The sequence below is a fragment of the Methanosphaera cuniculi genome (assembly GCF_003149675.1).
GTDB lineage: Archaea > Methanobacteriota > Methanobacteria > Methanobacteriales > Methanobacteriaceae > Methanosphaera > Methanosphaera cuniculi.
The window spans coordinates 109,514-132,639 of sequence record NZ_LWMS01000044.1 but is presented as its reverse complement, the minus strand read 5'-3'; the positions used below and the strand labels follow the sequence as shown (position 1 = coordinate 132,639).

Below are 23,126 nucleotides of genomic sequence, written 5' to 3'. Positions count from 1 at the left end.
TTATTTTATTATTAGGAGGATTTTCATGAATCTTACTACACAGAAAAAATTAGCTGCAAAAATCCTAAAAGTAGGAGTCAACAGGGTATGGATTGATCCAGAACACATAGAAGAAGTTTCAAGAGCAATCACAAGAAACAGTATTAAAGCTTTGATCAATGATGGAATCATCAAAGCAAAACCTGTTAATGGAATAAGCAGTTTTAGAAGTAAAAAGAACGCTGAACAAAAAAGTAAAGGAAGAAGAAAAGGTCAAGGTAGTAGAAAAGGGGCAAAACACGCAAGAACTCCTAAAAAACAAGCATGGATGAGTACCATTCGTGCACTTAGAGTTGTTCTAAAAGATATGCGTGAAAACGATGAAATTGATAGAACAACCTATCGTAAATTATATAATATGGCAAAAGGTGGATCATTCAGAAGTAAATCTTACATGAAAACTTATGCAAAAGATCACGGAATGCTTAAAGAAGTGGAGGAATAGAAGTGGCACGTAGCGCAACTTATAAAGTACATTTCAAAAGAAGAAGAGAAGGAAAAACTAATTACAATCAAAGATATAAATTAGTAGACCTTAATAAAACAAGAATGGTTGTTAGAGTTACTTCTAATCATACAATTATTCAATTAATTAAAATCGGAGAAAACGGTGATGAAACACTAGTTTCAGCTAACTCCAAACAATTAAAAGAATTTGGATGGTTAGGAAATGGTAAAAACACATCCGCTGCTTACTTAACCGGATACTTATTTGGTAAAAAAGCATTAGCTGAAGGATTTGATGAAACCATACTAGATATTGGACTTCAACCATCAATTAGAGGTACAAAAATATATGCAGCATTAAAAGGAGCACTAGATGCTGGATTAGAAGTACCACACAATGATGTTGTATTACCTGATGAATCCAGAATCAGAGGAGAACACATTGCAGAATATGCAAAAAGTATGGATGAAGATGAGAAAAACGTTAAATTCGCAAATTATATAAGATGTGGATTATCTCCAGAAGAAATACCAGATCATTTCGAAAGCGTTAAAGAAAAAATAGATGAGGCAACACAATGAGCAAAAGATCAAATAGATCAAACAACAAGAACAACTCTAATAGGTTCAATATGGAAAACTGGGAACCAAAAACCGAACTTGGACGTAAAGTAAAAGACGGTGAAATCACAGATATTGATCAAATATTAGAAAAAGGACTTCCAATAATGGAATTAGAAATTGTTGACGCACTATTACCAGATCTTGAAGAAGAAGTTATGGATGTTAACCTTGTTCAAAGAATGCACAAATCTGGTAGAAAAGTTAACTTTAGAGTAATCGTAGCTGTAGGAAACAGAAATGGATACGTAGGTCTTGGAGAAGGTAAATCTCAAGAAGTAGGACCTGCTATCAGAAAAGCAGTTGACGAAGCAAAATACAACCTAATTAAAGTACAAAGAGGTTGTGGAGATTGGGGTTGTGGATGTGGAAGAAGACACACCGTACCATATAAAGTTGATGGTAAAATGAGTAGTGTAAATGTAACACTTATCCCAGCACCAGCAGGAGTAGGACTTGCTATTGGAGATGTAGGAAAAACTATACTTGGTCTTGCAGGAGTAGCAGATGTATGGTCTATGACACGTGGACAAACACAGACTACAATTAACTTTGCAGGAGCAGTATTTGACGCTCTTAAAGCATTATCCAGTGTAAAAGCATCAGAAAAAGAACTTAAAGAACTTGGAGTAATCTAAGATTTAATGTAAGGAGTAGAAATAATATGTATGCAGTAATAAGAGTTCGTGGAAGAACCGGAATTAAAAAGAATATAGCAGACAACCTTAACATGCTCAATCTTACAAGAATCAGCCATGCTACAGTAATTCCAGAAACACCAAGTTATGATGGAATGCTTCAAAAAGGTAAAGATTACATCACATGGGGAGAAATTTCAGAAGATACACTTAAAGAATTAATAAGTGTACGTGGAAGACTTCCAGGTGATAAAAGAGTAACTGATGAATATGTTAAAGAAAACACTGACTATGACTCAGTTGATGCATTAGCAACAGCAATATTTAACCAAGAAACAACAATGAAAGATGCAGGTTTAAAACCAATCTTCCGTTTAAACCCACCTAGAAAAGGTTATGAAGGTACTAAAAAACCTTATACAGAAGGCGGATCACTTGGTTACAGATCTGAAAATATTAATGAATTAATTGAAAAAATGATCTAGGGTGTATGAAAGATGATTCGTAAAACTAAAAAAATCAGAAAACAAAGAGGTTCAAGATCTGTAGGTGGAGGTTGTACTAAAAAACGAAGAGGTGCAGGACACCGCGGAGGTCGAGGACTTGCTGGTGGAAATAAACACCTTAAAACTTGGATGGTAATTAACGATCCAAATCACTTTGGTAAATACGGATTTAAACGTCCACAAAAAACAATACAAAAATTTAACCCAATTAACTTATCAACAATAAATGATAATGTTGAAAAATATTTAGATGCTGAAATTGCAACTAAAGAAGATGGACAAATTGTAATTGATATTACAGAACTAGGATACAACAAAGTACTAGGTAAAGGTTCATTATCAGAAGCTATGACAATAAAAGCACCACAATTTTCAAAAAGTGCAATTGCAAAAATTGAAGATGCTGGTGGAGTAGCAGAAATTATTTAGAAAAAAAGATATAAAATAATTATTAATTTTCTATGAAAAAATAATAAGAAAAACTAAAAATATTTAATTAATATTTTTTAGAATGGGAAATATAATAACCTTATATTTCTTTTCATGGGTAGTAGATATGTCATCACTAGATAGTATAAAACCATTTTATTCTCTCTTACCTCACGTTGCCACACCTAAAGGGCATGTTGACTTTAAAGATAAATTAAAATGGACAGGAATAATATTAATACTATACTTTTTATTAACAGAAGTATCACTTTTTGGTCTAAGTCCTACGGCTATAGATCAATTCGCACAGTTAAGATCAGTAATGGCAGGTAGTTTTGGTTCAATTATTACTTTAGGTATTGGACCAATAGTAACTGCTTCAATTGTAATGCAGCTATTAGTTGGTGGTAAGCTGATAAATCTAGATTTATCAAAACCTGAAGATAAGTCTGCATTTCAAGGAACACAAAAATTATTAGCAATTATATTCACACTCTTTGAGGGAATTATTCTAGTATTTACAGGATCACTTCCTCCAATATCTGATGAATATACATTAATTCTTATAATTCAAATGGTTCTTGGTGGTATATTAATAATTTACATGGATGAAGTTGTAAGTAAATGGGGATTCGGTAGTGGTATCGGTCTTTTCATTGCAGCAGGAGTTGCAGAACAAATACTTGTAGGTACATTTAACTTCCTTCCTGCAACTGGTACAAATGTTCCAGCAGGAAAACTTCCAGCATTTATTTACTCACTTATGGTTGGACAACCTAACTTTAGTTTACTTATTCCAATCATTGCAACAATTGCAGTATTCCTTATTGTTGTATATGCAGAATGTATGCGTGTTGAAATTCCATTATCATATGGTGGAGTTAAAGGTGCACGTTCAAAATATCCATTAAAATTTGTATATGCTAGTAACATGCCTGTAATATTAGTAAGTGCATTGTTTTTAAATGTACAATTATTTGCAGGATTGTTCCAGTCAATAGGTTTCCCAATACTTGGAGAAGTATCACAAGGACAACCTATTAGTGGGGTTGCATATTATCTAACTACACCATCAAGTATTTCTGTACTATTTACAGATCCACTTCGTGTATTAATTTATGCAATTGTATTTGTAGGACTTTGTATCCTCTTTGCTCTTTTATGGGTTGAAATTAGTGGAATTGGTCCTAAACAAGTTGCAAAACAATTATCTGAAATGGGAGTTCAAATTCCAGGATTTAGAAATAGTAAAGTTCACTTCAGAAAAATTATGGACAAATACATACCACCAATCACAGTACTTGGTGGAGCATTTGTAGGACTTCTTGCATTTGGGGCAGACTTAACTGGAGCTCTAGGTGGAGGTACAGGGGTACTTTTAACTGTTGGTATAGTATATAGATTATATGAAGATATTGCAAAAGAACAACTCATGGATATGCATCCTATGATGAGAAGATTCTTTGGTAATGAATAAAATTGGTTAAAAAAAAGATGAAAATATAATAAAATTAGAAAAAAAGTTTTTTTCTTCACTTTTTTTCTTTATCTTTTTTATCATATTTTTTTATGAAATAAATTTTTTAACTAAGAAAAAAAAATTAATAGAAAATATAAAATAATTAAAAAAAAATATTTTACAAAAACTTAAGAAGTGATTATAATGAACATAGTAGTACTTGCAGGAATCCCTGGTACTGGTAGTACAACAGTACTTAATAAAGTATTAGAAGAAGTTGATTATGTCAACATTAACTATGGTAATATCATGTTTGATATAGCATCCGAAAAAGGATTAGTAGAATCCCGGGATGATATGAGAAAACTTGATCCTGAAATTCAGAAAGATGTTCAAAAAAAGGCAGCTGAAAGAATTCATGAAATGGCACAAGATGATGATGTTATTATAGATACACATTGTACTATTAAAACTCCTAAAGGTTTCCTTCCAGGATTACCAATATGGGTATTAGAAGAGTTACAGCCAACACAATTTATACTAATTGAAGCTGAACCTAGTGAAATCATGTTCAGACGTTTAAATGATGATACACGTGTACGTGATATTGAATATACTGATGAAATTGATTTACATCAACAAATGTCAAGAGCTACAGCTATGAGTTATGCAGTACAAACTGGATGTACCGTGGCAATGGTTCAAAATAATGACGATGGACTAGAAGATGCTGTATCTGAAATTGTAGATATTTTATCATAAGAAAAAAAAAGTGATTTATTATGGTAGCCTCAGGTCGTTTTGGACTTGACTTGGATTTTATTTTTAATCCATTAATGAGTCTTGATCCTACACCATCAAATCCAGTTTTAACTATCTTTGTAGTTGCAGCAATAATATCATTATTTATTGTAATACTTCAAAAATGGTTAATTGATTATGATAAAATGCATGAACTTCAAGATGAAATGAAAGAAGTTCAGCAAATGTTCAGAGACGCTCAATCATCAGGAGATCCAAAGGCAATGGCAAAAGCTCAGAAAAAACAACAAGAGCTCATGCCTCAGAATATGGAACTTATGAAAATGCAGATGAAACCAACTATAATTACAATGATTCCAGTATTCATTATATACTCAGGATTAGTATTTAACTCTACAATAAGTAATGTTGTAATTAATATTACAGGACCACAATTCTACTTACTGCTTATGCCTATATGGAATATCTTCTGGACACAGTCAAATCCACTTACAATAAACTTCTTCGGATGGTATATACTCTCATCATTTGCTATGAGTTTCCTATTTAGAAGAATATTTGGACTTGACACAATGAACTAGTAACCAAAAAAAAAGATTAACAAAAGTAGTAAATATAAAGCTTTTATAAATTAATAAATTAAAAAGGAGGAAAACAGAATATGCCAGCACCTAAATTTAGAACAGGAACATTTAAAAATGTAACTAAAAGAGTTCCTGGTGGAAGAAAAGTTATACACCATAAACATAAAAAACCTTCAAAACATGTATGTGCTAAATGTGGAAAAGTATTAGATGCTGTACCACGTGGAAGACCATATGAGATAAGAAAATTATCCAAAAACCAAAGAAGACCAAACAGACCTTATGGTGGAAAATATTGTACAAGTTGTACAAGAAAAATTATTAAACAAGAGGCAAGATCATTATGATTATTACTATTGGTGGACTTGCAGGAACTGGTACAAGTACAGCTGCTAAGAAATTATCAGAGTACTTAGACATACCATTCATATCAGCAGGAGATGTATTTCGTCAGATGGCAGATGAAAGTGGTATGAGTTTACTAGAATTTAGTGAGTTTGCTGAGGGTAATGATGATATTGATAGAGCTTTAGATAAAAGACAAGCAGAAATTGCAAAAGAAGCTGATAATCTTATAGTAGAAGGAAGAATTTCCGCATTCTTCATTGAAGCTGATTACAAAGTTTGGCTTATGGCTCCGGATAACACACGTGCAGAACGTATAAGTTACAGAGAAGACAAAGACTTAAATGTTGTAATAGACGAGATGGATGAACGTACATGTAGTGAACGTAAACGCTACATGGAAATTCATGGTATAGATATTGATGATTTAAGTCAGTATGACTTAATTCTTAATACTGCCACCTTTGATGCTGATAAGACAGCTGAAATAATACTAAATAGTATAAAATAAAATTAATTAAAATAAATTGGAGAGATAAATTATGCCAGCAATAGAAAAAGGAAGAGTATGTGTTAAAATCGCAGGACGCGAAACTGGGAAAAAATGTGTAATCGTTGATGTTATTGATGAAAACTTTGTAGAAATCGCAGGAAACGAAGTAAAAAACAAAAGATGTAACATTAAACACTTAGAACCAGTGGATGAAACTGTTGAAGTATCAGATGATATTGAAGCAGTTAAAGATGCACTCGCAAACTTATAAGTTTGATTTTTTGAGTAAATCTTTAATATTTTATCCCTTCACTTATTATTATTTTTTAATTTAAAACTTGAAAATAAAATAAGGGAACATTTTATTAAGGAAGATAAAAGTTACTTTTCTTTTTATCTTCTTTAACTTTAATCTTTTTTTAAATATAAATAACTATTTTTTTTAAATTCATAAAAATTTCAAATATTCTAAATTTTTAAGTAAAATCGTCTATTTTTTTTTAAACTAAATCTATATATCTGGTCTTATTTTATTAAATAAATTTACTACATCTAATATAATATGAGTTATATGTAATATAATTAATAAGAAATACTAGTACTGCTTATTTTAATTAGGCTTTCTTAAATATAATAATATGTTAATTATTTAGAATATAATCTTATCTAATTAAAAATTTAGAATACCAAAAAACAAACATCTAATAAAAAACAAAAATAACACATATGATAGAAGATAACATTTATGATAACTACACAATAGGCTTTAGTGATGAATACACTAAATACCCTAAAGCTTATATTATTCCAATAAACACCAAACGAGAAGTACACCTCACACCCACAAATGATCTTGAAAAAATAAACACATCACAAATAGAAGACAAATTCCAAGATATTAACTTTATACTTTACATAGGAACATATAAAAATACGCCATGTATCATAATAAACCATAATTCAACAGATGATGATTATATTCCACTAATTAAAACATATGAAACTAACCGTGAAATATACCCAATACTAGCACGTGGAGTACTTGTATCTGACTGGTATAAATCACACCAATATTGTGGAGCATGTGGAAGTAAAACTATAATTGATGAAAAAGATATGATGTTAAAATGTCCTGAGTGTGGACAAATGCACTATTCACGTATTGCTCCTGCAATAATTGTAGCAATAAATAACAATGGAAAACTACTTATGGCAAGACATAGCTACTATACAAAAATACGATATGCACTAATAGCAGGATTTATGGAAGCAGGTGAAAATATTGAAGAAGCAGTACAAAGAGAAGTACATGAAGAAGTTGGTATTGATATTAAAAATATAAAATATATTAAAAGTCAATCTTGGCCATATCCAAATTCTCTTATGATAGGTTTCACTGCTGATTATGCAGGTGGAAAAATAACTGTAGATAATGATGAAATACTAGAAGCTCGGTGGTTTAAGCCTGATGAAATAGAAATACCTGAATCTGATATTAGTATATCATCATACTTAATTTCTAAATTCATAGAAGATCATACATAAAATTTTTTAACCTAACCACCTTATTTTTCACATATCTATTTTTTAGTATAATTTATAGTATTTTTTCATGATTTTTATAAATTGTTTAGGTTATAAATTTAAAATCACGGGAAACTAAAAATTGGTGTTCAATAAATCTTTAAAATTAATGCTAATTGTTTAATTAAATAGTACTATGACTTTTTTTTAGGTATTTTTATATTTTTTTAATTATTATATTTTACTTTATTATTTTTTAAATTATAATCCATAAAATTAGTTCGTATGTTTAGAATGTATTTAAAACTATAATAAGAATTAAGTATAGAATACTATGTAGTTGAAAAAAATATAGTTTATAATTCAACATTTTTTTATTTAATTGAATTTATAAAACATAGTAAATTCAATACGCAACATCCTGGAGGTGAAAAAGATGGATGTAGTAGATATAATTAAAAATGCTCTTAGATATTCTGTGGAAAATTATAAAACATGGACAATGATGGCTGTAATATTTTTCATCATAGGAATACTACAAACTGCAATGACATATAAAGTAGGTGATGTTGGAGAGATAATTCTTGGTATAATTGAATTTATATTTGTATTATTAGCATTAGGTTATTCTCTTCAAATACTTAAAGGTCAAATTAATGGATCATTTATTGATAATGATATGATACGTCTTGAAGAAGATTTTATAGGTGGTATAAAAGCTATAATTGTATTATTTATTTATGAGATTATACCATTAGTAATTGTACTTATTCTTAGTGCAATTGCAGGAATATCAGATCAATTAACAAACATAATAACAATAAGTGCAAATGGTAGTGAAGCTGCAGCTTCATTAAGTGCAGTTCCAACTAATGTAATGACAACATTTATGACAAGTATTGTGATTATTTCAATTATTGCATTTATATTATATGTAATCTGTTACCTATTTTCTGTAATTGGTTTTGGAAAACTTGCAGAAACTAATAGTATGACTGAAGCTTTAAATTTCCGTGAAGTTTCCTCAAAAATTTCTTCAATTGGATGGGGTAGATATATTGTATTTATTGTAGCTACAATTATTGTTCTTGTAATTCTTGGACTTATCTCAACATTAGTAGGTTACATACCAGTAGTGGGAGTTATTATTGCAAATACAATTGTAGGTTCATTTACATTATTATTCATAACATCTGCAATTGCAGGAATTTATGATGACATAGCTTAAGAATAAAAAGATTATAACCCATGAAAAGTTTTAACCTTTAAATTCTTTTCTTTTTTTTATTTTTTTTTAAAATTATATAAATTTGATTTTTCTTTTATTATGAATATCTAATTTTTATTTATAAAACTTGTAAGTACTTTTTTTGACGTGTTTAAATAGTTATATGATGAATTTTTTTTTATGTTAGAATATTTACTATTTTTTTAACTTTTGATTAATTTTTTTGTTGTTTTTTAAAATTATATGTTTTTTATTCTATTTTTTGATGATTTCATGTTTTTTTAATAGTTATTTATTAGTTTTTCTTTTTTTTAGTGTTTTTATGATATAATTAATGAAATACTTTTGTTTTTATATATCGTTATAGTATTAATTCTAATTTTTAATATAAATACTAATTAGTATTGTTTTAATTGTTTAAATTCATATTAATAAGTATTTATTCTTAATTTTAATTCTTTTAAAAGCTTAAACTTTATATATAAAATAAGATAATATTAAAAGTAATAAAAGAATTTAAGAGGTAGATAATAATGACAGAATTACCAATAGCACCAGTAGGAAGATTATTAAAAGATGCAGGTGCAGAACGTGTAAGTAACGAAGCTAAAGTTGTACTTGCAGAAGCATTAGAAGAAATTGGAGAAACAATATCAGCTGAAGCAGTAGAATATGCAAAACATGCAGGAAGAAAAACAGTAAACGCTGATGACATTCTCTTAGCAATGCGTTAAACTAGTTAAACCTTTTTTTTACTTTTTTTTAATATGAATAAAATCTAAAACTCATAAAAACTTTTTTTTTATAAGATATTTTATAACAACATATCTAATTTAACTAATTAACCCCTCTTTTTTTAGAATAAAATACATTACTTATTAGAATTAAAAATATAACCTATAATAAAAAAAAATTTATAGGATTTTGATAATGATGGAAGATGAATACATATATCTTATTAAAGATGCAAAGACAAACCCTGAATATGGATGTAAACCAGAAGATAGAACAATACAACAACATATAGATCATGGAATAATCAACCTAGATAAACCATCAGGACCAACATCACACGAAATAGACCTATGGGTAAAAGACATAATGCATGTAAAAAAAACAGGACATGGAGGAACATTAGATCCAAAAGTAACAGGAGTCTTACCTGTAGCATTAAATGCAGCAACTAAAGCATTGCAACTTCTACTTTTATCACCAAAAGAATATGTATGTCTTATGCATCTACATACAAAAGTTGATGAAGATAGAATACATGAAGTTCTTGAGGAATTTACAGGTAAAATATATCAACTTCCACCTATAAAATCAGCTGTAAAACGTGAAGTAAGAACACGAAACATCTATGCTATAAAACTACTTCAAATTCGTGACAATCAAGATGTACTTTTCCGTGTAGAATGTGAAGCAGGAACATATATACGAAAACTATGTCATGATATAGGAGCTGTATTAGGTTGTGGAGCACACATGGCAGAACTACGTCGTACAATGGCAGGAGCATTCAAAGAAGATGATACACTAACAACACTCCAAGATCTAACAGATGCATATTACTACTATGAACATGATAATGATGAATCATATCTACGTTCAATAATCCAGCCAATAGAATATGCAGCTAGATTTATTAAAAAGATATATGTAAAAGATTCAGCAGTAGATGCAATATCACATGGAGCTAATCTGGCAAGTAGTGGAATTGTAAAACTTAACCGAAATATTCATAAAAATAATATTGTGGCAATAATGACACTTAAAGGTGAACTTCTTGCAATTGGAAAATCACTATATACAACAAGTGAAATTGTAGATAATGAAACACAAATAGTAGTTAATATACAAAAAGTATTTATAGCACCAAAAACATATCCTATGATGTGGAAGTAATTATAGGAAAAAAAAGAATAATCAACTTAACATAGCATTATTTTTTTATTTTTATATAATAATATAATTTCTTCAAGCAATTTTTTTATTAACTGTAGAACCTTTAACATAATAAGTTAGGGGCGAGGTCTAATATTTAAATATCCATATAAATTTGAGAAAACCATATAAAATTCATTAATTTAACTATTATAATGAATAATACTATGATTTTATTCAAAGGAAATATTTTATAGAAATTTATCATATTAACAATATAGTAGATTTTATGTAAGATTTTATTAAGCTTTGAGATTACATAGAAAAGTTTACTAAAAAAAAATAGTGATAAATTAAAAATATAAAAAGTGGAAATCTTTTAAGAAAACATAAACCTAAAAAATGTTTTTCCTAAAAATAATTTGAATATTTAAATAAATATATGAAACAATCGTATAAATTCCCTCTATTCTATAGATTTAATAGAAAAAAGCATTGGGAAGTTATGTTTTATTGAATATTTAATATATTCAAAAAAAAGAAAATTAAAGAATAATAATTTTAATAAAAATTATAAGCAAAAAAAAACTTGAAAACAAAAAAAAGAATCTGTATCAATATTTTTTTTTGGTGCAGTATAGCATTTATTTATGATGCCGAGATAGTCTAGCTTGGTAAGGCGCAAGACTGGAAATCTTGTGGAGTGATCTCCTCCTGGGTTCAAATCCCAGTCTCGGCGCTTATAATTATTTTTATTCAAAAAAAGAATGTATAATGAAAAATTATACTTTTATTTAGATGAATTAAAAATATCTTTTTTTTTTGATATAATTTTATTTTTAAATTATTATAATTGCATAGGAAAAAAAAGAATATAAAAAAAATATTATTTTTTTTAGGGATGTATTATATGAATTTTTAATTTCTTAGAAGTTTCATTTTTTAAAACTAAAAAAATGACTTTTTTTGTAAAATATAATTTAAAAAAATATATTCAATATATTAGGATAATTCATATAATCTAAAAAATTAATTTAGAACTTTTTATAAAAAAAACTTTTATTATAAAAAAAATTAAAACATTTTTTTTCTTCTTCATATATTTTTCATATGATATATGAATGAGAAAGTATTTTTTTTCTTTTTTAAAATATGGAATGTTTTAAACTAGATTTAATATGATTTTAGGAAAATATTATTTTTTTTCATTTGTAAAAAAAAACATTGTATAAAAAGTTTATATTTTGAATTATATAAGATATTTTGAATATTTGAAGCTTTTATTTTTTTATAAAATAGAGTATAAAATTATTACAACCCAAAATAAAGTATTAATTTCAAACTTCTTTTTTTTCGCTTATGTATAAAATAAGATATGATTTATTCATTCTTTTTTAATTTTTCATTTATAATACAAAAAGATGATTGATAAAAAAGATTTAACTATTTATTTATGTTAAAATTCCTTTTTTATTCTTTAATTTTTTTTATAAAATAATTATAACACTTAATTTCAAAGCTTATTTTTTTCCTATTATTCAATGGTAATAATTTTTCTACTATTATCTTGAATATGGAATTACTTTCAAAATAGAAATATAAATTTAAGTGAAGAAAAAAATATTTTCTTAAAAAAAAAGATACATGAATTTAAATCTAGAATATTTTTTTACCACTCAAAAAAAAGAAAATAACAAAAAAATAAAACTTAATTGGAGAATTAGCATGGCTGAACAAGAATTTAGACATATGGTTCGTATAACTCGTAAAGACGTTGACGGAAACAAAACAATAGCTTCTGCATTAACCGAAATTAAAGGTATTGGAAAAGCTTTTGCTATTGCAATATGTAAAGTAGCTGATCTAGATCAAGATGCACAAATTGGATACATTGATGATGAATCAGTAAAAAAAATAGAAGATGTTCTTGAAAACCCTCAAGAATTTGGAATTCCTGAATGGTTCTTAAACAGAAGAAACGACTATGAAACAGGAGAAACCAAACACTTAATTGAATCTGATTTAAACATGACCTTACGTGATGATCTTAACCGTATGAAAATGATCAGAAGTTACAAAGGTAAAAGACACGAAGTTGGTCTTCCAGTACGTGGTCAAAGAACAAAATCAACATTTAGACACGGATCTTCTGTTGGTGTAAGTAGAACAAGACCTGGTCAATAGATCAAAAAGATAAAACAATTTACTCAAAAATTAATTATTAAAGGAGATTTATATTATGGGAAGTCCTAAAAAACCACGAAAACAGTATGACACTCCATCACATCCATGGAATGCAGAACGTATTAAAGAAGAAAACAGATTAGCAAGTAAATATGGATTAAAAAACAAAAAAGAAATATGGAAAGCTGAAACTAAAGTTAAAAACTACCGTAGAGATGCTCGTATTATATTAGGTATGGACATTGATGAACGTGAAAAACAAGAACGTGAATTACTAGATCACCTTGTAAGATTTGGATTCATCTCACCTAATGCAAAACTTGAAGAAGTTCTTGATCTTAACGTAGAAGATGTACTTAGACGCAGATTACAAAGTCTTGTACACAAAAAAGGATTAAGTAACACAGCAAAAGAAGCAAGACTATTTGTAGTACATGGTCATATTACCGTAGATGGTACAAAAATTAATGCACCAGGACACTTAGTTGAAAAAGCTGACGAAGACAAAATAGGATTCTATCCAGGTTCAAAAGTTGCAAAAGCATTCGACACAATAGAAGAAGAAGTTGAAGAAGTAGCAGTAGAAGAAGAACTTGACGAAGAATAGATTCTAAAAAAAATAAGAAATTTAATTATTATTATAAACTAATCATATAAAATTTTATAGGTGATAAAATGGCAGAAAAAGAGAAATGGGGTGTAGCTCACGTTTACTCATCTTTTAACAACACTATTATAACTGTTACAGATATTACTGGTGCTGAAACCATCACACAATGGTCTGGTGGAAAAGTAGTAAGATCAGATAGACAAGAATCATCACCATTTGCAGCTATGGAAGCAGCAAACAGAGTAGCTGATGATATTAAAGAAAAAGGAATTGCTGGACTTCATATTAAAGTACGAGCTTCTGGAGGAAATGGTCCAAGAACACCAGGACCTGGTGCTCAAGCAACAATAAGAGCATTAGCAAGAGCTGGTATTAAAATTGGTAAAATTGAAGATGTAACTCCTATACCACACGACGGTACTGGTAGACCTGGTGGTAAAAGAGGTAGAAGACCATAAGGATTATGAAAATATTATAGAAAGGGTCATAACATGAATATCAAAATTAGAAAAAAGGATGACGAAAAAGCAGTATTTGTTGTAGATGGTGTTGATGATACATTTATTAATACAATAAGAAGAATATGTCTTGTTGAAATTCCAACACTTGCAATTGAAGATGTAAATATCTACAAAAATGATGCGAAAATGTTTGATGAAGTATTAGCACATAGACTTGGATTAATACCTATTGTAACTAAAATGGATTCATATAATCTACCTGATGAATGTGATTGTGAATCAGGTTGTTCTAAGTGTAGCGTTTCATTTCTTCTAAAAGAAAAAGGTCCTAAAATAGTATATTCAAAAGATCTTAAATCAGACGACCCAGATGTAAAACCAGTTTATGATACAATACCAATAGTAAGACTCAGAGATGGTGAAGAAGTAGAACTTGAAGCTATTGCACAACTAGGACTTGGAAAAGAACATGCAAAATGGCAAGCAACAACAACATGTGGATATAAGTATTATCCAAAAATCACAATAGATGAAAGTAAACTTACAGATCTAGAAGAATATGTTGAAGAATGTCCAAGAAATGTATTAGCAATAGAAAATGATGAACTTGTAGTTGTAGATATAGAAAACTGTTCAACATGTAGAACATGTCAAAGATTATCAGCTAAAGATGATAATGCAATACAAGTAGACTTTGAAGAAAATAAATATATCTTCAAAATAGAAACAGATGGATCACTAACACCACTAGAGGTTCTTACAATAGCTTGTGATATACTATCAGAAAAAGCAGATAATATCATAAATTTTATGAATGAGGAGGAATAGTAAAAATGAAATTATCAAAAACTAACCCAAATACTGTAAATTTAATAAAATCCCTCACCAAACAATCATCTGCACAAGACGCTCCTATATGGAAAGCTGTTGCTAATGAACTTAAACGAGCAAACAGAAAAACAAAACAAGTAAATGTTTACCATATAGATAAAAATACAGATGCTGATGATACCATACTTGTACCAACAAAAGTTTTAGGTGAAGGTAACATAACACACAATGTAACTGTAGCAGCATTTAAATTCTCAAAAGAAGCTGAAGATAAAATAACAGCTGCAGGTGGAAAATGCCTAGCAATCGATGAACTTATGGCTGAAAATCCAAAAGGATCTAACGTTAAAATCATAAAGTAGGTGAATTGAAAATGGTAACAATTATAGATGCAGAAGGACTTGTACTAGGAAGACTTGCAAGTTCAATCAGTAAAAGATTATTAGATGGAGAAGAAATAGTAATTGTAAATGCTGAGAAAATAATCATATCTGGAAACAAAGACTTTATCTATGCAAGATACAAACAAAGAGTAGACCGTGCAAGTATTTCAAACCCAAGAGTATTAGGTCCTAAATACCCACGTAGACCAGATGATATATTCAGAAGAACAGTTCGTGGAATGCTTCCATACAGAAAACCTCATGGAAGAACAGCTTACAAAAACTTAAAAGTTAATGTAGGAATTCCAAAAGAACTTGAAGGACAAGAAATTACAATTGTAGAAGAAGCACAACCTAAAAACATAACAAAAAGTATGCAATTAGGTACAGTATCAAAATTATTAGGTGCTAAATTTTAAATAAAAAATATTATAAGGTAGTGTTAATTATGAGTAAAACAGTACATACTAGCGGTAAAAGAAAAACCGCAATTGCTAGAGGTACAGTAAAAGAAGGTACCGGACGTGTAAAAATTAACAGTAAACCAGTAGAACTATACAGTCCAGAACTTGCAAAACTTAAAATTCACGAACCACTAGAACTTGCAGGAGATCTTGCAGATAATGTGGATATCAACATAAAAGTTGTTGGTGGAGGAGTAATGGGACAAGCAGAAGCAGCTCGTATGGTTATTGCTAAAGGACTTGTTGAATACTCAGGCGATATGAACCTAAAAGACATATACACCCAGTATGATAGAACAATGCTTGTAGGAGACCCACGTCGTAAAGAATCCAAAAAATTCGGTGGACCTGGAGCAAGAGCAAGAAAACAAAAAAGTTACAGGTAAATTTCTATGTTACTCGTAAGATGTTTTACGTGTGGAAAAGTTATCTCAGCAAGTTTTGATGAATTCCAGGAAAGAGTTGAAGCTGGAGAAGATCCAGGAGAAGTTTTAGACGATCTAGGAATCAACAAATATTGTTGTAGACGAATGTTTATATCTCACGTAGATGTATGGTAAACATTCAGAGGTTATAATAAAATACTAAAATAATAAAGGGTAGATAAAACCCCTCCAAAAAAAAATCCTCTTTGAATTTATTTTCAATTAGGAATCTATTCTTTTTTTTGGATTTAAAAAATTATTTTTTAGTTAAGTTGTTGAATAGGAATAAAAAATAATAATAAAAATAAGTTATATAAAGGAGCATTTAATAATAATGCAATCTAGAACCAGAACAAGATTTGATAGAGCTAGACTTATAGGATCACGTGCATTACAAATTTCACGAGGTGCACAGCCAAAAGTTGAATTTAGTGTAGATGAAGATCCAATAAAAATAGCTATACGTGAATATGAAGAAGATGTACTTCCATTAGATGCAGTAGTTAAAGAAGAATATGTAGATAAAATGGAACCAATGGAAGATGATGACTAATTAGTTTTTTAATCTTTTTTTTTACTTCATTTTGTTTAAAAAAAAATATATTCTTTCTTTATTTTCATTAAATTTTCTAACTAAGAAGAAAATAAAAAACCTAGAGTATAATAAAAGAATTTTCTTATTTATAACACTTATAAGAAATAAAAAAATAGCCCTTTAGTTTTAAAACAACTATTTCTACATTTAAAAGAAGAAGAGGTGTTTTTTATGGATAGTGTAATAGAAGACGTACGTTTAAGAAAAATTATAGATAGTAGAGGAAATCCTACCGTTGAAGCAGACGTTTTAACATGGAATGGATTTGGAAGAGCTGCAGCACCTAGTGGAGCAAGTACCGGAGTAAACGAAGTAGCATCATTCCCAGATGGTGGAGTAGATCGTGTAATAGAAGATATTGAAGATCTAATCTCATCAGAAATTATTGGAATGGAAGCTGAAGATATAAGAGAAATTGATAATGTTCTAAAAGAAATTGATGGAACAGATAATTTTTCAAACATCGGTGGAAACACAGCTGTAGCTGTGTCAATGGCAACAGTAAAAGCAGCAGCATCAAGTTATAATCTTCCATTATACAGATTCCTAGGTGGAGCAATGCCAACATCAATACCTTTCCCACTTGGAAACATGATAAATGGTGGAGCACACGCAGGAGTTAATGCACCAGATATACAGGAATTTTTAGTAATACCAGTAGGTGCATCAAATATAACAGAAGCTATAACAACAAACATTAATGTTCACAGAAGAATTAAAGAAAAAATACAAAAAGTTGACGACACATTCACAGGTGGAAAAGGTGATGAAGGTGGATGGGCACCAAACCTTACAAATCAACAAGCACTAGAAATACAATTCTCAGCATGTGAAGAAATTAGTGATGAAACAGGAGTTCTTGTAAGACCAGGACTTGATGTAGCATCAAGTGAATTCTGGAATGAAGAAGAACAACAATATGTATATGAACGTGAAGGTGTAAGCCGTAGTGTTGGTGAACAAATAGATTATATCGCAGATTTAATAGACACATATAAACTATTCTATGTAGAAGACCCAATCCAAGAAAACGACTTCGTAGCATTTGCAGAACTTACAGCAAAATGTGGAGACCGTTGTCTCATATGTGGAGATGACTTATTTGTAACAAATGCTGAAATTCTTGCAGAAGGAATAGAAGCAAATGCAGGTAACTCATTAATCATAAAACCAAACCAAATTGGAACACTTACAGATACATATAATACAATTGAATTAGCAAAAGCAAACCAGTATGTACCTATTGTATCACACCGTTCAGGTGAAACAACTGATGAAACAATAGCACACCTTGCAGTAGCATTCAATGCACCAATTATAAAAACTGGAGCAGCTGGTGGAGAAAGAATTGCTAAACTCAATGAATTAATCAGAATCGAAGAAGAACTAGTAAATCCTAAGATGGCTGATTTATAAGAAATTTTTCATTTAACTTAAAATTTTTTTGAAAAATTATTGAATATTGAAATAAGAAAATTTTTTACTTCTTATTTTGAGAAACCCAAATTAAACAAATAATAAATTTAACACAAAAAAATTAACGTGTTAGATTGCAACCAAATTAAATAAAAAAAATAATAAAAAAAAATAAAATATTAAGGAAGGAAAAATAATGTCAGAATTATTAATACCACTAGATAAATACCTCGCAGCAGGATTACACATTGGAACACAACAAAAAACAAAAGATATGGAAAAATACATATACCGTGTACGTGCAGACGGACTTCACGTACTTGATGTAAAAAGCAGTAACGACAAAATAGTAGTTGCAGCAAAACTCCTATCAAAATATGATCCTGATGAAATACTAGTAGTATCAACAAGACAATACGGTCAAGCACCAGTTAAAAAATTCGGTGAAGTAACAGGAACAAAAACAATACCTGGAAGATTCATCCCAGGTACATTAACAAATCCTAAATACTCAAAATTCATCGAACCTAAAATACTAGTTGTAACAGATCCAAGATCAGATTCACAAGCAGTAATTGAAGCAAAACAAAATGATATACCAGTAGTAGCATTATGTGATACAGAAAACTTACTAAGTAATGTAGATCTTGCAATACCTGTAAATAACAAAGGTAGAAAAGCAATTGCACTTGTATACTGGTTATTAGCACGTCAAATACTACGTGAACGTGGAATCTTATCTTCTGATGAAGAATTTGATCTTGAACCATCTGACTTTGAATTAAAAATATAAGTATATTCTAAAATTTATATTTATTGATAGTTGAACGAATAATTGTACTCAAGCATTTTAAAAAAAAATTATAGGAATCAAATTTAAAAGAAAAGGAGAATTTTTTTTAATTTCTTCTTCTCTTTTTTTTAATAATTTTTTTTTTACTTTATAAATAAATCACCATTATCTTATTACTAATTTTGTTAAATTCCACTTTTTTTGGGAAATAAAATTTATAAAAAATATTTTAAACTCATTTTTTTTAATACATTTTGTATATAAACATAATATTTAAATATATAGTTTTAATATAAATATTAAATAACAGATTCTCATATAATATTTAAAGTATTATTTTAAATAATTTTTTTCAAGTATAATGGCTTTTTTATACTAAGTAGAATCATTTAAAGGGGTATTTACTTTATCATTAAGGTAAATAATTTAATTTGTATTTTAATTTCTTTTTAGATTTTAATAGAAAAAAGCAGGTAATTAGATAATCATATTTATAATTTATTAAGATAGATAATGATTAGAAAATCTAATAAAAGAAATACAATCTATTAAATTTATATTTTTAATATAAAGAAAATAGGAAAAAAATTTTATTTAATCAAATAAGAACAATAAGAAAACTATTTATAAAAAAAATAGTGTAATAGGTAATTTAACTAATATTTTATTGTGAAAAAAAGGTAAGTATTATTTTTTTTATAAAGTAATACTAAAAGAAATAATGAGTATGATTATATACTATTCATTATTTTAAAATACATATTACATTAAATTGTTTTATTTTTTTTTAACCTAAATTTTTTTTTTATTAGAATAAAATTTTAATGTTGTATTATCATTTTATTATTCTCTAAGATGATTTTTTTATAATCTCATTTAAAGAGTCTTTCTAATTTTACTAATTATATCTAGCTTTTCTATTTTTTTGTAAAGATTTTATTTTCAATGATGAAAATATGAATTAATTATTTAATGATTTTATTTTCTTTAATAAAAAGGTTGTATTTTTATTGAAAAATTATCAAAATATTTAAAAAAAAGAGAACTTCAAACTTAGATTAATTTAATGATTTAATTAAAAAAATGAATAAAATATAATGGAGTAGTGTTTAAGTCGATGAAAATTAAAGCTTTTGCACCTGGAAAGATTATTCTTTTTGGTGAGCATACTGTAGTTTATAATAAACCGGCAATTGCTGTTGCAATAAATCGCGGTGTTGATGTAGAATTAACATCCCGGGATGATGATGAAGTTAATATTCACATATCACCAATTAACTATTCACAAAAACTAGTACTTACAGGCGGCATGCTTGAATATGAATATGATTCATCAAATAAACGTATTTCTGATTATATTTATGAGGTAATTAATCGTTTTAAATTTAATCATGGTTTTAATTTAAATGTTAATATAAATATGTATCTTGGTGCAGGCTTGGGTTCCTCTGCAGCAGTTACAGTTGCTGTTCTTAAGGCAATTATGCTTTATACAGATAATGATGCGACACTTGATGAAATTGCTAGTATTGCTCGTGATATTGAAATTAAAATTCAAGGTGCTGCCAGTCCTATAGATACAGCTATGAGTACATATGGGGGAATTATTTATATTGATGAGAATTCTAATCTAAACCCAATAAATTTTGATATGCAATTACCATTAATTGTTTCAAACTGTGAAATAGCAGGTAATACTGGTGAAATAGTAGCATCAGTAAGAGATAAGTATAATAAACATACACCTATCATGGAGTCAATTTTTGATGCAATGGCTAAAATTGCAACAGATGCAAAAATGGCACTTGAATGTGGAAATTCAATGAAGCTTGCTGAGCTTATGAATATGAATCAAGGACTTCTTGATGCAATAGGTGTTAATACACTTGAGTTATCTGAAATGGTATATCAATCACGTAAGTTTGGCTCTGAAGGATCAAAACTTACAGGAAGTGGTGGAGGAGGATGTATTATTGCATATGCACCTCATGATATTGATGAAGTTTATTTAAAACTAAGTCAACTATATAAGACATTTAAGTGTGAACAATCAAATAGTGGTGTTTATGCTAAAATTGTTGAAAAATAATGAAAATTAAATAAGTAAAGAAAAAAATTAAAAATAGAAAGGTTTTTTGTATGATTATAATAAAACTAGGTGGAAGTGCATTAACAGTTAAAGATGCTAGCACACCTACACTTGATGAAGAAAATTTAGACAGAATAGCTAGTGAAGTATCCTACTACAACGATGATATGATAATAGTACATGGAGCAGGATCATATGGTCATATCTATGCAGATGAATACAAGATAGGTGATGTTATAACAAATGCCAATGAACATCTAAGACGAATAGAAGGCGTATGTAAAACACAAACATCAGTACAACAACTAAACCATGATATATGTCAAAAACTTCAACAAAAAGGCATACCAGCAATAACAATAAAACCATCATCATTCATAGTAACAAACCAAAAACGAATAGCAGTATGTGATACAACAATCATAAAACAATACCTAGAAAATGGATTTGTACCAGTACTCTATGGAGATGCAGTACTAGATATGGATGAAGACATAAAATTTGCAATTATATCAGGAGATCAAATAATAACATACCTAGCATATGATCTTAAAGCAGATCGTGTAATACTCGCATCAGATGTAGATGGGATCTACACAGATAATCCAAAAACTAACCCTGAAGCCAAACTAATTGATGAAGTAACACAAGATACACAACTAAATACAACATCAAATGAAAACATGGCAGATGTAACAGGTGGAATGAATGGAAAAATACAAGAACTACTAAAACTAGCAGAAAATAATATACAATCACAAATAATAAACGCACAAACACCTGGAAATATCCAAAAAGCAGTTTCAGGTCAAAATGTAAAAGGAACAATAATAAAATAAAAAAAAAGAGGAGGTTCATGATTTATCATGATATCTGATAGAAAACTTGAACATCTAAAAATATGTAAAGACTACGATGTAGAACATACAAAAACAACCGGACTTGAAGATATAACACTCATACACCGAGCACTACCTGAAGTAAACTATGATGAAATAGACACTTCAATAGAATTACTTGGTAAAAAAATAGATTCACCACTCATAATATCAGCAATAACAGGAGGACACCCTGAAAGCACAAAGATAAATTCAAACCTAGCAGAAGCTGTAGAAAATACACATATTGCAATGGGAGTAGGAAGTCAAAGAGCAGGAATAGAAAATGAAGAACTAAAAGAAACCTTCACAACAGTACGTGATAAAGCACCAGAAGCATACATAATAGGAAACATTGGAGCACCACAAGTAGAATATGCTTATGATGCAATAGAAATGCTAAAAACTGATGCTCTAGCAATACACCTAAATCCACTACAAGAAATAATACAACCTGAAGGTGACACAAATGCCCAAGGCTACATAGATGACATAAAAGAAATCTGTGAAAATACAAATACACCAATTATAGCTAAAGAAACAGGGGCAGGAATATGTGGAGAAGATGCAAAGATCCTTGAAAAAATAGGAGTAAATGCAATAGATGTACAAGGAGTAGGAGGAACAAGCTGGGCTGCAGTTGAAACATATCGTGCAGATGATGCATCACTTGGAAATCTATTCTGGAACTGGGGAATAACAACAGCTGTAAGTACAGTAGATGTATGTGAAAATACAAATATCCCAGTAATATCATCAGGTGGAATACGAAATGGACTAGAAGCTGCAAAAGCAATAGCACTTGGTGCAAGCTGTGTTGGAATGGCACTACCATTTTTAAAACACTCATACCTAGGACATACCTACATTGAAAATAAAATAGAACAATTCACACAAGAGCTAAAAACAGCAATGTTTCTAGTTGGAGCTTCAAACATAGAAGAACTTAAACAAAAAAGATTAATAATAACAGGAAAAACACGAGAAATACTAGAACAAATGAATATAGACACAAAAAAATACACAAGGAGAATATAA

General features: G+C 28.9%; 29 protein-coding genes and 1 tRNA gene. All 30 read left to right on the top strand.

Annotation, left to right across the window (positions count from 1 at the left end; genetic code table 11):
- Positions 1-25 precede the first annotated feature (25 nt).
- The 30 genes from MSCUN_RS06890 (at position 26) to fni (ending at position 23,126) form a co-directional block, all read left to right on the top strand.
- The gene (locus tag MSCUN_RS06890) at positions 26-484 is read left to right on the top strand and encodes a 50S ribosomal protein L19e (RefSeq protein ID WP_095609293.1); all 459 of its coding nucleotides are present in this window, start codon (positions 26-28) and stop codon (positions 482-484) included.
- Positions 485-486: 2 nt separating this feature from the next.
- Positions 487-1,068 (top strand): 50S ribosomal protein L18, encoded by a 582-nt coding sequence (locus MSCUN_RS06885; RefSeq protein WP_095609292.1) that lies wholly within the window; start codon positions 487-489, stop codon positions 1,066-1,068.
- Entirely contained in the window at positions 1,065-1,745 is a 681-nt protein-coding gene (locus MSCUN_RS06880) for a 30S ribosomal protein S5 (protein ID WP_095609291.1), read from the top strand. The genes MSCUN_RS06885 and MSCUN_RS06880 overlap by 4 nt, the downstream gene beginning before the upstream one ends.
- A 26-nt stretch (positions 1,746-1,771) precedes the next feature.
- The gene (rpmD, locus tag MSCUN_RS06875; RefSeq protein WP_095609290.1) at positions 1,772-2,230 is read left to right on the top strand and encodes a 50S ribosomal protein L30; all 459 of its coding nucleotides are present in this window, start codon (positions 1,772-1,774) and stop codon (positions 2,228-2,230) included.
- 12 nt (positions 2,231-2,242) lie between these two features.
- The gene (locus MSCUN_RS06870) at positions 2,243-2,680 is read left to right on the top strand and encodes an uL15m family ribosomal protein (RefSeq protein ID WP_095609289.1); all 438 of its coding nucleotides are present in this window, start codon (positions 2,243-2,245) and stop codon (positions 2,678-2,680) included.
- 127 nt (positions 2,681-2,807) lie between these two features.
- A complete protein-coding gene (secY, locus tag MSCUN_RS06865) occupies positions 2,808-4,157 on the top strand; it encodes a preprotein translocase subunit SecY (protein WP_095609288.1) in 1,350 nt (449 codons plus the stop codon).
- Between the two features lie 186 nt (positions 4,158-4,343).
- A complete protein-coding gene (locus MSCUN_RS06860) occupies positions 4,344-4,901 on the top strand; it encodes an adenylate kinase (RefSeq protein WP_095609287.1) in 558 nt (185 codons plus the stop codon).
- A 20-nt stretch (positions 4,902-4,921) separates the two neighbouring features.
- On the top strand, positions 4,922-5,482 hold the full coding sequence (locus MSCUN_RS06855) for a DUF106 domain-containing protein (protein ID WP_095609286.1): 561 nt from the start codon (positions 4,922-4,924) through the stop codon (positions 5,480-5,482).
- An 80-nt stretch (positions 5,483-5,562) separates the two neighbouring features.
- A complete protein-coding gene (locus tag MSCUN_RS06850) occupies positions 5,563-5,832 on the top strand; it encodes a 50S ribosomal protein L34e (protein ID WP_095609285.1) in 270 nt (89 codons plus the stop codon).
- Positions 5,829-6,341, top strand: a complete 513-nt coding sequence (gene cmk / locus MSCUN_RS06845) for a (d)CMP kinase (RefSeq protein WP_095609284.1) — start codon at positions 5,829-5,831, stop codon at positions 6,339-6,341. The genes MSCUN_RS06850 and cmk overlap by 4 nt, the downstream gene beginning before the upstream one ends.
- Positions 6,342-6,372: 31 nt before the next feature.
- Positions 6,373-6,594 (top strand): 50S ribosomal protein L14e, encoded by a 222-nt coding sequence (locus MSCUN_RS06840; protein WP_095609283.1) that lies wholly within the window; start codon positions 6,373-6,375, stop codon positions 6,592-6,594.
- Positions 6,595-7,049: 455 nt separating this feature from the next.
- Complete coding sequence (nudC, locus tag MSCUN_RS06835) at positions 7,050-7,868, top strand: NAD(+) diphosphatase (protein ID WP_245837677.1); 819 nt, start codon at positions 7,050-7,052, stop codon at positions 7,866-7,868.
- A 415-nt stretch (positions 7,869-8,283) separates the two neighbouring features.
- Positions 8,284-9,075: a DUF4013 domain-containing protein gene (locus MSCUN_RS06830; RefSeq protein ID WP_095609282.1), complete on the top strand. Its 792-nt coding sequence runs from the start codon at positions 8,284-8,286 to the stop codon at positions 9,073-9,075.
- A 533-nt stretch (positions 9,076-9,608) separates the two neighbouring features.
- Positions 9,609-9,809, top strand: coding sequence for a histone family protein (locus tag MSCUN_RS06825; RefSeq protein WP_095609281.1), 201 nt, complete (start codon positions 9,609-9,611; stop codon positions 9,807-9,809).
- A gap of 196 nt (positions 9,810-10,005) precedes the next feature.
- Entirely contained in the window at positions 10,006-10,980 is a 975-nt protein-coding gene (locus MSCUN_RS06820; protein WP_394338964.1) for an RNA-guided pseudouridylation complex pseudouridine synthase subunit Cbf5, read from the top strand.
- Between the two features lie 634 nt (positions 10,981-11,614).
- A tRNA-Ser gene (locus MSCUN_RS06815) sits at positions 11,615-11,698 on the top strand.
- A 986-nt stretch (positions 11,699-12,684) separates the two neighbouring features.
- Complete coding sequence (locus tag MSCUN_RS06810; protein WP_095609279.1) at positions 12,685-13,143, top strand: 30S ribosomal protein S13; 459 nt, start codon at positions 12,685-12,687, stop codon at positions 13,141-13,143.
- Between the two features lie 55 nt (positions 13,144-13,198).
- Complete coding sequence (locus MSCUN_RS06805; RefSeq protein WP_095609278.1) at positions 13,199-13,750, top strand: 30S ribosomal protein S4; 552 nt, start codon at positions 13,199-13,201, stop codon at positions 13,748-13,750.
- A gap of 68 nt (positions 13,751-13,818) precedes the next feature.
- The gene (locus MSCUN_RS06800; RefSeq protein ID WP_095609277.1) at positions 13,819-14,211 is read left to right on the top strand and encodes a 30S ribosomal protein S11; all 393 of its coding nucleotides are present in this window, start codon (positions 13,819-13,821) and stop codon (positions 14,209-14,211) included.
- Between the two features lie 33 nt (positions 14,212-14,244).
- Positions 14,245-15,042 (top strand): DNA-directed RNA polymerase subunit D, encoded by a 798-nt coding sequence (locus MSCUN_RS06795; RefSeq protein WP_095609276.1) that lies wholly within the window; start codon positions 14,245-14,247, stop codon positions 15,040-15,042.
- Between the two features lie 5 nt (positions 15,043-15,047).
- Complete coding sequence (locus MSCUN_RS06790) at positions 15,048-15,407, top strand: 50S ribosomal protein L18e (protein ID WP_095609275.1); 360 nt, start codon at positions 15,048-15,050, stop codon at positions 15,405-15,407.
- 11 nt (positions 15,408-15,418) lie between these two features.
- The gene (locus MSCUN_RS06785) at positions 15,419-15,847 is read left to right on the top strand and encodes a 50S ribosomal protein L13 (protein ID WP_095609274.1); all 429 of its coding nucleotides are present in this window, start codon (positions 15,419-15,421) and stop codon (positions 15,845-15,847) included.
- A 29-nt stretch (positions 15,848-15,876) separates the two neighbouring features.
- Complete coding sequence (locus tag MSCUN_RS06780) at positions 15,877-16,278, top strand: 30S ribosomal protein S9 (protein WP_095609273.1); 402 nt, start codon at positions 15,877-15,879, stop codon at positions 16,276-16,278.
- Between the two features lie 6 nt (positions 16,279-16,284).
- Positions 16,285-16,452 (top strand): DNA-directed RNA polymerase subunit N, encoded by a 168-nt coding sequence (locus MSCUN_RS06775; RefSeq protein WP_095609272.1) that lies wholly within the window; start codon positions 16,285-16,287, stop codon positions 16,450-16,452.
- A gap of 199 nt (positions 16,453-16,651) precedes the next feature.
- The gene (locus tag MSCUN_RS06770) at positions 16,652-16,870 is read left to right on the top strand and encodes a DNA-directed RNA polymerase subunit K (RefSeq protein ID WP_095609271.1); all 219 of its coding nucleotides are present in this window, start codon (positions 16,652-16,654) and stop codon (positions 16,868-16,870) included.
- A 213-nt stretch (positions 16,871-17,083) separates the two neighbouring features.
- Complete coding sequence (eno, locus tag MSCUN_RS06765; RefSeq protein ID WP_095609270.1) at positions 17,084-18,328, top strand: phosphopyruvate hydratase; 1,245 nt, start codon at positions 17,084-17,086, stop codon at positions 18,326-18,328.
- A gap of 196 nt (positions 18,329-18,524) precedes the next feature.
- Positions 18,525-19,121 (top strand): 30S ribosomal protein S2, encoded by a 597-nt coding sequence (gene rpsB / locus MSCUN_RS06760; protein WP_095609269.1) that lies wholly within the window; start codon positions 18,525-18,527, stop codon positions 19,119-19,121.
- A 1,117-nt stretch (positions 19,122-20,238) separates the two neighbouring features.
- Positions 20,239-21,210 carry a mevalonate kinase gene (gene mvk, locus MSCUN_RS06755; protein ID WP_095609268.1) on the top strand — a complete coding sequence of 324 codons (972 nt, stop codon included), beginning with the start codon at positions 20,239-20,241 and terminating at the stop codon, positions 21,208-21,210.
- A 50-nt stretch (positions 21,211-21,260) separates the two neighbouring features.
- Positions 21,261-22,049: an isopentenyl phosphate kinase gene (locus MSCUN_RS06750; RefSeq protein WP_095609267.1), complete on the top strand. Its 789-nt coding sequence runs from the start codon at positions 21,261-21,263 to the stop codon at positions 22,047-22,049.
- 27 nt (positions 22,050-22,076) lie between these two features.
- Positions 22,077-23,126, top strand: a complete 1,050-nt coding sequence (fni, locus tag MSCUN_RS06745; protein WP_095609266.1) for a type 2 isopentenyl-diphosphate Delta-isomerase — start codon at positions 22,077-22,079, stop codon at positions 23,124-23,126.

What these genes read in the sequence shown, in the direction of transcription:
- MSCUN_RS06890 (WP_095609293.1), top strand. Translation starts at nt 26, where the DNA reads ATGAATCTTACTACACAGAAAAAATTAGCTGCAAAAATCCTAAAAGTA.
- MSCUN_RS06880 (WP_095609291.1), top strand. Translation starts at nt 1,065, where the DNA reads ATGAGCAAAAGATCAAATAGATCAAACAACAAGAACAACTCTAATAGG.
- rpmD (WP_095609290.1), top strand. Translation starts at nt 1,772, where the DNA reads ATGTATGCAGTAATAAGAGTTCGTGGAAGAACCGGAATTAAAAAGAAT.
- MSCUN_RS06870 (WP_095609289.1), top strand. Translation starts at nt 2,243, where the DNA reads ATGATTCGTAAAACTAAAAAAATCAGAAAACAAAGAGGTTCAAGATCT.
- secY (WP_095609288.1), top strand. Translation starts at nt 2,808, where the DNA reads ATGTCATCACTAGATAGTATAAAACCATTTTATTCTCTCTTACCTCAC.
- MSCUN_RS06860 (WP_095609287.1), top strand. Translation starts at nt 4,344, where the DNA reads ATGAACATAGTAGTACTTGCAGGAATCCCTGGTACTGGTAGTACAACA.
- MSCUN_RS06855 (WP_095609286.1), top strand. Translation starts at nt 4,922, where the DNA reads ATGGTAGCCTCAGGTCGTTTTGGACTTGACTTGGATTTTATTTTTAAT.
- MSCUN_RS06850 (WP_095609285.1), top strand. Translation starts at nt 5,563, where the DNA reads ATGCCAGCACCTAAATTTAGAACAGGAACATTTAAAAATGTAACTAAA.
- cmk (WP_095609284.1), top strand. Translation starts at nt 5,829, where the DNA reads ATGATTATTACTATTGGTGGACTTGCAGGAACTGGTACAAGTACAGCT.
- MSCUN_RS06840 (WP_095609283.1), top strand. Translation starts at nt 6,373, where the DNA reads ATGCCAGCAATAGAAAAAGGAAGAGTATGTGTTAAAATCGCAGGACGC.
- nudC (WP_245837677.1), top strand. Translation starts at nt 7,050, where the DNA reads ATGATAGAAGATAACATTTATGATAACTACACAATAGGCTTTAGTGAT.
- MSCUN_RS06830 (WP_095609282.1), top strand. Translation starts at nt 8,284, where the DNA reads ATGGATGTAGTAGATATAATTAAAAATGCTCTTAGATATTCTGTGGAA.
- MSCUN_RS06825 (WP_095609281.1), top strand. Translation starts at nt 9,609, where the DNA reads ATGACAGAATTACCAATAGCACCAGTAGGAAGATTATTAAAAGATGCA.
- MSCUN_RS06820 (WP_394338964.1), top strand. Translation starts at nt 10,006, where the DNA reads ATGATGGAAGATGAATACATATATCTTATTAAAGATGCAAAGACAAAC.
- MSCUN_RS06810 (WP_095609279.1), top strand. Translation starts at nt 12,685, where the DNA reads ATGGCTGAACAAGAATTTAGACATATGGTTCGTATAACTCGTAAAGAC.
- MSCUN_RS06805 (WP_095609278.1), top strand. Translation starts at nt 13,199, where the DNA reads ATGGGAAGTCCTAAAAAACCACGAAAACAGTATGACACTCCATCACAT.
- MSCUN_RS06800 (WP_095609277.1), top strand. Translation starts at nt 13,819, where the DNA reads ATGGCAGAAAAAGAGAAATGGGGTGTAGCTCACGTTTACTCATCTTTT.
- MSCUN_RS06795 (WP_095609276.1), top strand. Translation starts at nt 14,245, where the DNA reads ATGAATATCAAAATTAGAAAAAAGGATGACGAAAAAGCAGTATTTGTT.
- MSCUN_RS06790 (WP_095609275.1), top strand. Translation starts at nt 15,048, where the DNA reads ATGAAATTATCAAAAACTAACCCAAATACTGTAAATTTAATAAAATCC.
- MSCUN_RS06785 (WP_095609274.1), top strand. Translation starts at nt 15,419, where the DNA reads ATGGTAACAATTATAGATGCAGAAGGACTTGTACTAGGAAGACTTGCA.
- MSCUN_RS06780 (WP_095609273.1), top strand. Translation starts at nt 15,877, where the DNA reads ATGAGTAAAACAGTACATACTAGCGGTAAAAGAAAAACCGCAATTGCT.
- MSCUN_RS06775 (WP_095609272.1), top strand. Translation starts at nt 16,285, where the DNA reads ATGTTACTCGTAAGATGTTTTACGTGTGGAAAAGTTATCTCAGCAAGT.
- MSCUN_RS06770 (WP_095609271.1), top strand. Translation starts at nt 16,652, where the DNA reads ATGCAATCTAGAACCAGAACAAGATTTGATAGAGCTAGACTTATAGGA.
- eno (WP_095609270.1), top strand. Translation starts at nt 17,084, where the DNA reads ATGGATAGTGTAATAGAAGACGTACGTTTAAGAAAAATTATAGATAGT.
- rpsB (WP_095609269.1), top strand. Translation starts at nt 18,525, where the DNA reads ATGTCAGAATTATTAATACCACTAGATAAATACCTCGCAGCAGGATTA.
- mvk (WP_095609268.1), top strand. Translation starts at nt 20,239, where the DNA reads ATGAAAATTAAAGCTTTTGCACCTGGAAAGATTATTCTTTTTGGTGAG.
- MSCUN_RS06750 (WP_095609267.1), top strand. Translation starts at nt 21,261, where the DNA reads ATGATTATAATAAAACTAGGTGGAAGTGCATTAACAGTTAAAGATGCT.
- fni (WP_095609266.1), top strand. Translation starts at nt 22,077, where the DNA reads ATGATATCTGATAGAAAACTTGAACATCTAAAAATATGTAAAGACTAC.